Origin of the sequence: Microbacterium luteolum (assembly GCF_039533965.1) — a bacterium.
GTDB classification, from domain to species: Bacteria; Actinomycetota; Actinomycetes; order Actinomycetales; family Microbacteriaceae; genus Microbacterium; species Microbacterium luteolum.
Genome location: NZ_BAAAUN010000001.1, coordinates 2,779,165 through 2,790,333, shown reverse-complemented (window position 1 = coordinate 2,790,333; position 11,169 = coordinate 2,779,165). Strand labels below are relative to the sequence as shown.

Here is an 11,169-nt window from a genome sequence, read left to right as displayed (position 1 = left end):
GCTGCAACCTCCGGAGCATCATCGTCATCTGGGGCATCGGCAGCTCGCGCAACGGTGCGTCGTGTCCGCCACAAGTCAGTGTGTGATACCAGACCTCGGATGTCTATAGACGAATGGGTACCTCTTTCGACGAAAGTCGGTCGAACACGGAGGCTCGGGGCATCTTTGATCGGATGTTAGGAGCACATCACCCTCTCCGCTCATGCAGTCGCCGACCATGTCCTGGCCGAGTCCCGAGCGCTCGGGAGAGCGCGCTGATGTCGGTGCACGATCGTCGACGACGGGAAGATCGACGTCGTGTCGATCCTCGACCCGGCACGCCTCGCCCGGATGAACCTTCCGGCGCGGTGAGGAATCCGGACGTCAGGAGGAGCGCGACGGTCCGGGCTTCTCGGCGCCGGAGTCCTCGTCGGGCTCCGCGTCGTACAGCACCGGACGGTCGATCGTCTTGGTGACATCGGCCGGATCGACGGCGAGGATCAACATCGCGAGGATCAGCAGCGTCACGATGAAGGCACCGCCGCCGACCACGAGGCCCAGTGCCACCGGCGTCAGGCCGTCGTAGCTTCCCTCGGCGATCGCGGCGTTCACGCGCGCGGTGAAGGCTCCGGTCGAGACCAGGGTGACGATCATCGCGAAGACGCCGCAGCCGAGCGCGATGCCGAGCAGGTGCAGCGGGCGCAGGATGTCCCGGCGGGTCGGCTTCTCGTCGCTCATCGCTCTCCTCCGCGCTCGGCCGAGGCTGCGCTCTGATCGGTATCTGTCGCCGTGGCCGTGTGAGCACCGACGGCGGCGTGCGGCGCGGCGGCAGCGGCGACGGCATCCGCCCGCTTCGGGGTGAGGCCGGCGATGCCGAGGAAGACGGCGACGATCGCGGCGTAGCCGCCGAACATGCCCACGCCGAGGATGATGCCGGAGAGCAGGAACGTGCCAGCCTTGTCGATCGTGTACTCCTGGACGAATCCGGCGGGGATCAGCAGGAGGACGACACCGAGGAGGATGCCGAGCGCACCGATCGTGATCGCGTCCCGAGCGAGCGGGTCGGCCGTGCGGCGCGCGCGGATGCCGGCGAGGAGCTCGACCCCACCGGTGACGATCGCCCAGGCCGAGACGACGACGAAGAACAGATCATCCGAGCGCCAGGCGGGAACGCCGCTCGCCATGCCGGCGATGATGCCGAACGCGGCCAGCAGGACCTGCGGCCAGCGCGACCCCGCGGGCAGCACCAGCCACGCGGCCAGCACCTGGATGAGCGCCGTGACCAGGACGAAGCCGCTGAAAACGGAGAGCCCCACCGGAGCGGAGTGGTCGGAGGAGAACGTGATCATCAGTGCGGCGACGGCGGCGAAGAGCGCGCGCAGCAGTTGCACGTTTCGCATGGTGAATGCGCGAGCAGGGGCAGACATGACGATCCAGAGTCCTCCGGGGTGTTCCTCCCAGTCTACGCGGGGCCGCCGGGCCGCGGAGCCGCGTGCCGGAGGGCGCCGGAGAGGTGTTCGTGAAGCCCGGTGGATCTCCCCAGATCGATCACCGGGCTTCACGACGAACGCAGTAAGGGGGCGTCACTGCGTGAGACTGGTCGTGCGCAAGGTCGGGCACCCTGCCCTTCGACGACACAGCCGAGCGACCCCACTCGCCCACCCGGTCCCCTGAGGTAAGCGTGTGCGGTCGTATGCTCACTCTAAGGTTGTGTCCTTCACATACCGGGGGAGGTCTGTGATGAGTTTGGAATATGACGATCGCGAGTCCTCTTCGGAGGCGTTCGCCGGGGCGCTTCGCGATGCCATCAATGCGAAGGACGTCACGCTGTCCTGGCTGCAGCGGCAGCTCAAGCGTCGTGGGAACCGGGTCTCGATGGCCACGTTGAGCTACTGGCGCTCCGGCGCGCGCCGCCCCGAGGGCGTGCAGTCGCTGGCGGCGCTGGCCGACATCGAGCAGCTGCTCGGCCTCGAGGACGACACCCTCGCCCGCCTGCTCCCCTCCACCAAGAGGACAGGCCCCCTCGGACCGAGCCAGTTCCCGATCGACCAGGAGGACATCGAGCAGGCCGTGAAGGACGCGTACGCGGCGCTCGGAGCCCCGTATCCCGACCACTCGCGCGAGGTCACGACCCACTCCGTGACAGACGTCGACGCCGACGGAAACGTGTCCTACTGCATCACGCGGAGCGTGCTCCAGGCGACGTCGGGCACGATGACGGGGACCCCGTTCCTCGAGCTGACTCCCGGCACCCGCACTCCCGCACCGACCTTCCGGGCCGTGTCAGGAGGACGCATCGCGGAAGCGTATTCGCACGCCGCCGGCGAGGTCCACGGCGTGCTGTTCGAGCTCGACGCTCCACTGTCCGCGCCCGACACGACGATGGTGGAATGGTCGGTCGAGTACCCGCCGGACTACCCGCCGACCCGCGAGACCGGCCACGCGGTGGCGCGGCAGTGCCGCGAGCTGCTGGTCTGGGTGCGGTTCCACCCGGATGCGCGGCCGGACTGGTGCGAGGAGCGCGTGGAGACGGCATCCGGAATCACGACCACGCCGGTGTCACTCAACGGCCAGGGCTCGGTGCACCTGATCCACCGGGCGTTCGGACCGGGCGTCGTGGAGCTGCTGTGGGGGTACGGCCCTCGCCGTGACGCGGCCGATCAGCCGGGCTGATCACCTGTCGCGACCGGCCGACCTGGCGTGTTCGACCACTGGCTCCACGATCCGGGGAACACCTTCGCATCGATGCCCACCTCGCTGAGGATCAGCGCCGTGTGCGCAGCGGTGACGCCGGAGCCGCAGTAGGCGGCGACGGGCGTCCCGGGTGTGACGCCGACACCCGCGAACGTCGCACGGACGGTCTCCGGGTCGAGCAGGCGCCCCTCGGCGTCGAGATGCAGCATCGTGGGGAGGTTGCGCGCGCCGGGGATGTGTCCGGCCTGCGGGTCGAGCGGCTCGGTCTCTCCGCGATAGCGCTCGGGAGCGCGCACGTCGAGCAGGACACCGGATGCCGGGAACGCGGCTGCTTCGTCGATCGAGAGCGCATCGCCGCCGATCTCCTCGAGCACGACGTCGCCGGCTTCGGGGGTCACGTCGTCCGTGGCGACGTCGAACCCGGCGGCCTTCCACGCGCGGAGGCCCCCGTCGAGCACCCGCACGTCGATGCCGGCCTGGCGGAGGAGCCACCATGCCCGCGAAGCAGCCGTGCTCTTCGCGTCGTCGTAAGCGACCACGATGTCGCCGTCGTTCACACCCCAGCGGCGGGCGGCCGCCTGAAGCGTCGCGGTGGACGGGAGCGGATGCCTTCCCTCCGAGGGAGCGCCGTGCGTGGAGAGCTCGGTGTCGAGCGGAGCGAACACCGCGCCGGGGATGTGCCCGGTCAGATAGTCGTCGTGCCCGGCCTCCGGACGGTCGAGCCGCCACCGCACGTCGATCAGGCGCACCGGGGCACCCTGAGAGAGGAGGTCCTTCAACGCGGTCACGCTCACGAAGCTGCTCATCCTCCGAGGCTATCGACTCGATCCGGCCTCGGGCTCCGCCGCGTCTTCGCGCGTCATGGATTGCCGGATAGGCTCGATCCGGCAACGTCGAGAAAGGGCCGCGATGCCCTCTTCCCGTCTTCGCTGGATGCGCTTCCGTCCGCAGGAGGCCGCGCTCATCGCGATCACCGCGGTGTGGGGCAGCACGTTCCTGCTCGTGCACTGGGCGATGCAGCATTCCGGCCCGTGGTTCTTCGTCGGCGTGCGGTTCCTCATCGCCGGACTCATCAGCGTCGTGATCTTCCGTCGCGTCCTGCGCGGCATCCGGTGGCGGGACGTGGGCGCTGGCGTCGCGATCGGCGTGATGATCTACCTCGGCTACGGCCTCCAGACCGTCGGACTGCAGACGATCGACAGCAGCACCTCCGCCTTCATCACCGCGATGTACGTGCCTCTCGTCCCCCTCGCACAGTGGGCGGTGTTCCGCAAGCGCCCTCCGGCGATGGCGTTCATCGGTGCGGGCCTCGCCTTCCTCGGGTTGCTGCTCATCGCCGGCCCCGACGCGTTCACGTTCAGCCTCGGCACGGGCGAGATCGCGACCATGATCAGTACCCTCCCCATCGCGGCCGAGATCATCCTCATCAGCGTGTTCGCCGGGAAGATCGATCTCGGACGCATCACCGTGGTGCAGCTGCTGACCGCGGGCGCGCTCGGGCTGCTGACGATGCCGGTGGTCGGCGAGGGGATCCCCGAGTTCTCCTGGATCTGGGTCGGCTGCGCGGTCGGCCTGGGTGCGGCCAGCTGCCTGATCCAGCTCACCATGAACTGGGCGCAGAAGTCGGTGTCGCCCACCCGGGCGACGATCATCTACGCCGGAGAACCGGTCTGGGCCGGAGTCATCGGGCGCATCGCCGGCGAGCGTCTGCCGGTCACCGCGCTCGTCGGCGGGGCGCTCGTCGTGCTCGGCATCCTCGTCAGCGAGCTGAAGCTGATCCGTCGACGCCGGGAATAGACCACCCGCTGTCGCGTTGCATCTCGCATGATTGAAACTTCAACCGTCGTTCCGGTCGCCACCGAGCGCACGCGGGTACGCGTGCCGATGCGTTTCGCCGACGGTTTCGCCACGACCGCCGATGTGGTCACGTTCGACGGACTCGTCGACGGCCGCGAGCACCTCCTGCTGGGACTCGGAGACTGGCGCGCGGCGATGGAACGAGCGGATGCCGGTGGCGACGCGCCGCTGGTGCGCCCGCACAGCGAATGCCTGACCGGCGACGTCTTCGGCTCGGAGCGCTGCGACTGCGGACCGCAGTTGCGCGAGGCGGTCGAGCGGATCTCCGACGAGGGCGGCTTCCTGCTGTACCTGCGCCAGGAGGGCCGCGGCATCGGCCTCTACGCCAAGCTCGACGCGTACGCCCTGCAGGACTCCGGCCTCGACACCTACGAGGCGAACGTCGCCCTCGGTCACGGTGAGGACGAGCGCGACTACACCGTCGCCGCGCAGATGCTGAAGGCCGCAGGGGTGGACGGCATCCGCCTTCTCAGCAACAACCCCGACAAGGCGGTGCAGCTCGAGGGCCTCGGCATCCGGGTCACGGACCGCGTGCCCACCGGGGTGCACCTCTCGGACGCCAACTCCCGCTACCTGCAGGCCAAGCGCGATCACACCGCGCACACCCTCGATCTGTCCGCAGCCTGATGGACGAGCGCCGGCTCGACGATTCCGAGATGGCGACCTGGCTGCCGACGATCCGCTTCGTGCAGCTGCTTCCGCAGGTGCTGGACCGCACCCTCAAGGCGGAGACCGGGCTCAACCACGCCCACTACGCGATCCTGATCACGCTCGCCGGCCGGGGCGAGAGCACCGTCACGATGACCGAGCTCGCGCAGATCGCCGGCCTCAGCAGGTCACGCCTCAGCCACGCTCTGGATTCTCTCGAGGAGCGCGGCTGGGTGGTGCGGTCGTCCTGCGGCAGCGACAAGCGCACGCTCTCGGCGACGCTCACCCCCGCGGGGCGCGAGCTGCTGCGGTCGGCGGCTCCCGTGCATGTCGCGCAGATCCGCGACCTGGTGCTGGGTCCGCTCACCGACGAGGAGCGTGCTCAGCTCGGCGCGATCCTCACGAAGCTGATCCCCGGGGTGACCGCCGCGCTGTAGCGCCCGTGCTTCATAGCATGCCGCGCGTCAGGGCGACGGTGCAGCTGCTCGCGGAGGCCTCGCCGAGATCGGCGGATGCCGACCAGTCGACGGATGCTCCGGCATCCACCCCCTCGATCTCCTCCCACGCCGACGCGATCACGGATCCGTCGGCGTCGAGCCAGCTCACGTGCACGAGGTAGTCGCCCGCGTCGCCCTGGCTGTTGCGCAGCGAACCGGCCGACGTCAGGCGCCCGCTCCCTGGCGGGCACTCATCGATCGTCAGGTCGTCCACGGCGTTCGTTCCGCCGGTGACCGAGGGCGCCGGCGGAGCGGACGGGCTGCATCCGGCGAGGACCGCCGCCGCGGCGAGCGCCGCGACGACGGTCAGGACGGTGGTCCTCAACCTCAGGCCGAACGTCGACGGATCAGGATCACGATCCCGGCGAGCAGCAGCAGGAGCCCGGCGCCGAGAGCGATCCACGGCACGGCACCACCGGTCGTCGGGAGCGAGGCACCCGCGGCCACCGTCACCGTCACCGTCGCGGTGACCCGCGTGCCGTTCGCATCCGCCACCGAGTAGGTGATCGGTCGGGTCGTGCCGACGAAGCCGGGGGCGGGGGTGAACACGATCTTGCCGTCCGCCACGGTCCAGACGCCCTCACCCGGCACGGTGAGCTCGGTCACGAGTGCGCCGTCGGAGCCGACGATGCGGAGGGTCGAGCGGTCGAGCGGGACTCCGGTGGCTCCCGGGGTGTCGTCGCCGATCACATCGATCACCACCGGGACTCCCGGCGCCGTGGTCGCGGAGTTGTTCCGTGCGACCGGGTCGACGCCTGCCACCGTGATCGTGAGCGTCGAACTGGCGGAGTTGCCCAGCGAATCCGTGACCGCGTAGGTCACTCCCGTCGCCGCACCGCGGAAGGTGGGAACAGGCGTGAAGGTCACCCGGCCGTCCGCTCCGATCTCGTACGTGCCCTCACCGGGGACGTCGAGCGTCTTGCCGCCTCCGCCGACGGTCGCACCGGCCGGCTGACCCGTCGCGGGGAAGACCACGGACGCGGGGTCGAGGACTCCGTCCGTCCCGTCCGCCTGCTGGCCGGGACTGTCGTTGCCGAGGATGTCGACGGTCACCGGCACGTTCTGCGGCGTGCTCTCGACATCGGCGTTCGCGTCGGGCCCGGGTCGCACGGTCACGGTGAGCGCCGCGTTCGCGGCTGAGCCGTTCTCGTCGAGGATCGTGTAGCGGACCGGGGTCGTGGTGCCGCTGAACCCGTCGGCGGGCGTGAACGTCACCGTTCCGTCGGCACGCAGCGTGTAGACGCCCTCGCCCGCGACGTCGAGCGTCTTGCCGCCGTCGCGGATCTCGGCGGTCAGGCCCGCGGGGACGCCGGATGCCTGGAAGACCGCGGAGGCGAGATCGAGAGGTACCGCGGGGTCACCGGGATCGTCGTTCCCGACGAAGTCGAACGTCACGGGGGTCGCGTACGGCGTCACGGCCGCATCGTCCGCCGCGGTCGGAACGACCGGGGTCACCTCGATCGTGATGGTCGAGGTGATGGCGTTGCCGATCGCGTCGGTGCCGGTGTACGACACGACGGAGGCGAGGCCGGCGAAGGCGGGAAGAGGCGTGAACGTGACCGAGCCGTCGGCGGCCGCGGTGTACGTGCCCTCCCCGGGCACGACGAGGCGGGTGCCGCCGTCGAGCACCTGGGCGCCGGCCGGCTGGCCCGCCGTCGGGAATCGCAGCGTCGGGAGATCCCAGGCACCGGCCGAGCCGTCGGCGTTGCGTGAGGGGACGTCGTTGCCGAAGGGCTGCAGCGTCACCGGGACCCCCTGCAGCGTCGAGTCGGAGTCGGGAGTCGCAGACGGGCCCGGGCGGACCGTGACCTGCACGGCGGCATCGGCGGTGGTGCCGTTCGCATCCGCGATCCGGTACGTCACGGGGATCGTGGTTCCGGTGAACCCGGAAGCCGGAGTGAAGACGGCCGCGCCCGTGCTGCCGATCACGTAGCTTCCCTGGCCGTCGATCGTCAGCGTCTTGCCGTCGGGCGAGACCGTGACCCCGCTCGGCTGCCCCGTGGCGGGGAAGACGGTGGCGGAGGGCGTCAGCGGCGCGGTCGCACTGCCGGGCCTGTCGTCGTCGAGCAGGTCGATGGTGACCGGTACGCCGTAGGGGGTGCTCGCGCTGTCGTCCTGCGCCACGGGGGTCACACCGGTGACGGTGACCGTGACGGTCGAGGCGACCGCCGCACCGTGCGTGTCGAGCGCGGCGTAGGCGATGGTCTGCGCCGCACCGGTGAAGGTCGGCAACGGCGTGAACGTGACGGCTCCGGTGGCGGGCGCCACCGTGTAGACGCCCTCGCCGGGGACCGTGATCGTGCGTCCGCCGTTCGACACGACCGCGCCCGCAGGCTGGCCGTCCGCGGGGAACACGACGCTCGCCGGCACCAGCTCACCCGTGTCGCAGCCGACCGGGACGTTCGTCTCGCCCGCATCGCAGGGGTTGCCGAGGTCGCTGGCGAGATCGTTGTCGAGGATGCTGAGGGTGACCGGGGTGTTCTGCGGCGTGGTCGCGGCATCCGGTGCGGCGATCGCACCGCTGCCCACGGTGACCGTGATGTTCGCCGGCGCGAGGGTGCCGTTCGTGTCGGCGACGGTGTAGCCGACCGGAGTGGTCGTCCCGGCGTAGTCCGGCAGCGGAACGAAGCGCACCGTGCCGTCGCTGCGGACGGTCCACGTGCCCTCCCCGGGAACCACGAGGGTCTTCCCCCCGTCTGTGGCGTCGGGCGAGGTGAGCACGACCGAGCCGGGAACGAGCGGCACGGACGCGGAGCCCGGGGCGTCGTTCGCGAGGATGTCGATGACCACCGGCGTGTCACCGGGGGTCTTGGCGACATCGCTGGTCGCGATCGGCGCGACGGACGCGACGGTCACCGTGACCGTCGTCGACGCGGCATTGCCGAACGAGTCCTCGACCGTGTACGTGACCGGGGTCGCCGTTCCGGTGAACTGCGGCTCGGGATCGAAGGTGACGTCACGGGTCGCGGGGTCGAAGGTGTAGACGCCCTCGCCGGGAACCGTGAGCACGCGACCGCCGCCGCTCACGGCACTGCCGACCGGCAGACCGGGGGTGACGCTGAAGCGCAGCGAATCAGGATCGAACGTGCCGGCGCTGCCGTCGGCGGCCGTGCCGGGCACGTCGTTGCCGAGGACCGGGAACGACACGTCGACGTTCTGCGGTGTCGAGGCGTTGTCGGGGTTCGCGGTCGGCCCCGGACGCACGGTCACCGAGACGGTGGCGGTGGCCTGCTGGCCGTTCTCGTCGGTGACCCGGTAGGGCGTCGACGCGGTGCCGGAGAAGCCCGCGGCCGGCGTGAACTCGACCTGCCCCGCCGGGGTCACGCGCCAGGTGCCCTCGGGCGTGACGAGAGCCTTGCCGCCGTCGGTGGCGGTCGGATCGGTGAAGACGGTCGATGTGGGCACGATCGCACCCCCGGGGCCGGGGACGTCGTTGTCGACCACGTCGACGGTCACCGGGGTCGCCTGCGGGGTGGTGGTCGAGTCGTTCACGGCCGTCGGAGTCACGGCCGTGACCGTGACCGTGATGGTCGTCGACGCCGGGTTGCCCAGGCTGTCGGTGAAGCGGTACGCGACGGGCGTGGTCGACGGACCGTCGAAGGTCGGATCCGGCGCGAAGGTCACGACGCCGGTCGTCTGGTCGATCGTGTAGACGCCTTCGCCCGGTACCTCGAGGCGGCGGCCGTCGGGGCTCACGACGGAACCGGCCGGCTGCCCGGTCGGCTCGAAGAGGACGGATGCCGGCGGGATGGTCCCCGGGGTTCCGTCGGCGTTCTGTCCGGGTGCGTCGTTGCCGAGCACGGGGATCTGCACACTCGTCCCCTGCGTCGTCGCGGCGGTGTCGGCGACTGCCGACGGCCCGGGGCGCACCGTGGCGGTCGCCGTGGTGGTGGAGGTCTGCCCGTTGTCGTCGACGATGCGGTACTCGGTGGTGGCGTCGCCGCTGAAGCCCGGGGCCGGGGTGAACGTGATGCCTCCGTCCGGGGCGATCGTCCAGACGCCCTCGGGGGTCTGGAGTCGTTTGCCGCCGTCGGTCGCGGCCGGGTCGGTGAACACGGTCTGGTCGGGCAGGATGGCGCCGGTGCCCGGCTGGTCGTTCTTCGCGCCCGGCAGCGTGACCGGGTCGCCGAACGGAGCGGAGCCGGAATCCGGCACGGCGACGGGCGGCGGGAGCACGTTGACGAAGGCGCAGACGATGTTCGCGCCGTCCGTGCCGGAGGGAGCTGTGAAGGTGGCCGTGTTGCCGGTACCGCTCGCGACGACGGCGCCGGTGGCGTCGGTGCACGACCACGTGGTCGTGTAGTCGTTCAGGTCGGTGGTGCCTTCCGGCACCTGCCGCATCGTGTAGGTCTCGCCGGGAATGATGAGGCCCGGTGTGCTGGGAACGCCTCCGCCGCCGGGACCCGACGATCCCGGTGGGAAGTCCGGTGTCGTGCCGTCCGGACCGTACGAACCGCCCTCGAGCACGACGCGCACCTGATCGGTGGGGGTCGCGCGAGGACCGTCGAACTGCGCGACCGTCTGCGCCGAGGAGGGGTTCGCGCAGGAACCGAGGTCGGAGGATGCGGCCCCCGTCAGGGTGAACGTGGTGCCGGTGGGCGCACCCGTGATCGGGTTCGTCTTCTGCAGCACGGTGCTGCCGCCCAGGTAGAGGAAACCGTCGGACCCGAACGCGATGCCGTTGGTCGGGACGGTGGTCGCACCCCGGGAGAGCTCGCGCGCGGGCAGGGTGGTGCCCGTTCCCGAGGTCGGCACGGTCCCATCGACCACATACAGCGCCGCCTCGGAGGCGCCACCGGCGACGATGTACAGCCGACCGGTCTTGTCGAAGGCGAGGTCGCCGTTGAAGCCGGGAGGGTTGGCGGGCGTGACGGACAGGACCGGTCCGGCCGGCGCGATGTTCGTCGCCGGATCGAAGACGTAGATGTCCACGCTCGAGGTCGCATTGAACGCGCCGTAGTAGTACAGCCCGTTCGCGGGGTTGATCGCGCCCATGGTGCCGTTGGCGACACCGGGAGTCTTCGGCGAGGCGGTGATGGTGCCGTCGGCGCTCGCCGTCGGCTCGTACTCGACGACGCTCGTCGATGTCCCGAGGATCGCGGCGGTGCCGCCTGCACCGATACCCAGCTGGTTCGCGAAGGCACCGTCGGTCGAGGGCACGGTGAAGGTCGGGGTCGTCGATGCGGTGCCGGTGGTCAGGTCGAGCTGCCACACGGTGCCGGCCTGGTTGTTGGCGTAGTAGAGGGTGTTGATGCACGCCAGCGGTTCCGCGGCGGCGGCGGGCGCGGGTGCGCCGGCGGCGGTGAACCCCGCAGCGAGCAGGGCGCCGGCCGCTGCGACGGCGAGGAGGCGGGATGCGACGGGACGAGCCATCAGACGGCCCTGCCCGACTGCGGGAGGTCGATGACATCGCCGAGAAGGATGAGTTCCCTGAGTCCGTTGGTCATTGCTCTGTACCGCTCTCGCTTCGGTCGCCGTGAGGCGTGGGGAGTGA

9 protein-coding genes are annotated in these 11,169 nt (G+C 70.6%); 4 read left to right on the top strand and 5 right to left on the bottom strand.

Annotated elements, in window-relative coordinates; all coding sequences use genetic code 11:
* Positions 1-363: 363 nt before the first annotated feature.
* Together ABD648_RS13480 and ABD648_RS13475 are read right to left on the bottom strand one after the other, a co-directional pair.
* Positions 364-717: a hypothetical protein gene (locus tag ABD648_RS13480; protein WP_282215469.1), complete on the bottom strand. Its 354-nt coding sequence runs from the start codon at positions 715-717 to the stop codon at positions 364-366.
* Entirely contained in the window at positions 714-1,379 is a 666-nt protein-coding gene (locus ABD648_RS13475) for an acyl-CoA synthetase (RefSeq protein ID WP_282215468.1), read from the bottom strand. The genes ABD648_RS13480 and ABD648_RS13475 overlap by 4 nt, the downstream gene beginning before the upstream one ends.
* Positions 1,380-1,719: 340 nt before the next feature.
* On the opposite strand from ABD648_RS13475, the gene ABD648_RS13470 reads away from it, so the two are divergent.
* Entirely contained in the window at positions 1,720-2,652 is a 933-nt protein-coding gene (locus ABD648_RS13470; RefSeq protein ID WP_282215467.1) for a hypothetical protein, read from the top strand.
* On the opposite strand, the gene ABD648_RS13465 is transcribed toward ABD648_RS13470, so the two are convergent.
* Positions 2,640-3,479 (bottom strand): sulfurtransferase, encoded by an 840-nt coding sequence (locus ABD648_RS13465; protein ID WP_282215466.1) that lies wholly within the window; start codon positions 3,477-3,479, stop codon positions 2,640-2,642. The two genes, ABD648_RS13470 and ABD648_RS13465, sit on opposite strands and share 13 nt — an antisense overlap.
* Before the next feature lie 103 nt (positions 3,480-3,582).
* On the opposite strand from ABD648_RS13465, the gene ABD648_RS13460 reads away from it, so the two are divergent.
* Genes ABD648_RS13460 through ABD648_RS13450 form a run of 3 tightly spaced genes read left to right on the top strand, consistent with a single transcriptional unit; the run spans position 3,583 to position 5,615 of the window.
* A complete protein-coding gene (locus ABD648_RS13460) occupies positions 3,583-4,470 on the top strand; it encodes a DMT family transporter (RefSeq protein WP_282215465.1) in 888 nt (295 codons plus the stop codon).
* A gap of 27 nt (positions 4,471-4,497) precedes the next feature.
* Positions 4,498-5,157, top strand: coding sequence for a GTP cyclohydrolase II (locus ABD648_RS13455; protein WP_282215464.1), 660 nt, complete (start codon positions 4,498-4,500; stop codon positions 5,155-5,157).
* A gap of 29 nt (positions 5,158-5,186) precedes the next feature.
* The gene (locus ABD648_RS13450; protein WP_282215463.1) at positions 5,187-5,615 is read left to right on the top strand and encodes a MarR family winged helix-turn-helix transcriptional regulator; all 429 of its coding nucleotides are present in this window, start codon (positions 5,187-5,189) and stop codon (positions 5,613-5,615) included.
* 10 nt (positions 5,616-5,625) lie between these two features.
* On the opposite strand, the gene ABD648_RS13445 is transcribed toward ABD648_RS13450, so the two are convergent.
* Together ABD648_RS13445 and ABD648_RS13440 are read right to left on the bottom strand one after the other, a co-directional pair.
* Complete coding sequence (locus tag ABD648_RS13445) at positions 5,626-6,000, bottom strand: hypothetical protein (RefSeq protein ID WP_282215462.1); 375 nt, start codon at positions 5,998-6,000, stop codon at positions 5,626-5,628.
* A 2-nt stretch (positions 6,001-6,002) separates the two neighbouring features.
* The gene (locus ABD648_RS13440; protein ID WP_282215461.1) at positions 6,003-11,048 is read right to left on the bottom strand and encodes an Ig-like domain-containing protein; all 5,046 of its coding nucleotides are present in this window, start codon (positions 11,046-11,048) and stop codon (positions 6,003-6,005) included.
* Between the last annotated feature and the right edge of the window lie 121 nt (positions 11,049-11,169).

What these genes read in the sequence shown, in the direction of transcription:
- ABD648_RS13480 (WP_282215469.1), bottom strand. Translation starts at nt 717, where the DNA reads ATGAGCGACGAGAAGCCGACCCGCCGGGACATCCTGCGCCCGCTGCAC.
- ABD648_RS13475 (WP_282215468.1), bottom strand. Translation starts at nt 1,379, where the DNA reads ATGCGAAACGTGCAACTGCTGCGCGCGCTCTTCGCCGCCGTCGCCGCA.
- ABD648_RS13470 (WP_282215467.1), top strand. Translation starts at nt 1,720, where the DNA reads ATGAGTTTGGAATATGACGATCGCGAGTCCTCTTCGGAGGCGTTCGCC.
- ABD648_RS13465 (WP_282215466.1), bottom strand. Translation starts at nt 3,479, where the DNA reads ATGAGCAGCTTCGTGAGCGTGACCGCGTTGAAGGACCTCCTCTCTCAG.
- ABD648_RS13460 (WP_282215465.1), top strand. Translation starts at nt 3,583, where the DNA reads ATGCCCTCTTCCCGTCTTCGCTGGATGCGCTTCCGTCCGCAGGAGGCC.
- ABD648_RS13455 (WP_282215464.1), top strand. Translation starts at nt 4,498, where the DNA reads ATGATTGAAACTTCAACCGTCGTTCCGGTCGCCACCGAGCGCACGCGG.
- ABD648_RS13450 (WP_282215463.1), top strand. Translation starts at nt 5,187, where the DNA reads ATGGCGACCTGGCTGCCGACGATCCGCTTCGTGCAGCTGCTTCCGCAG.
- ABD648_RS13440 (WP_282215461.1), bottom strand. Translation starts at nt 11,048, where the DNA reads ATGGCTCGTCCCGTCGCATCCCGCCTCCTCGCCGTCGCAGCGGCCGGC.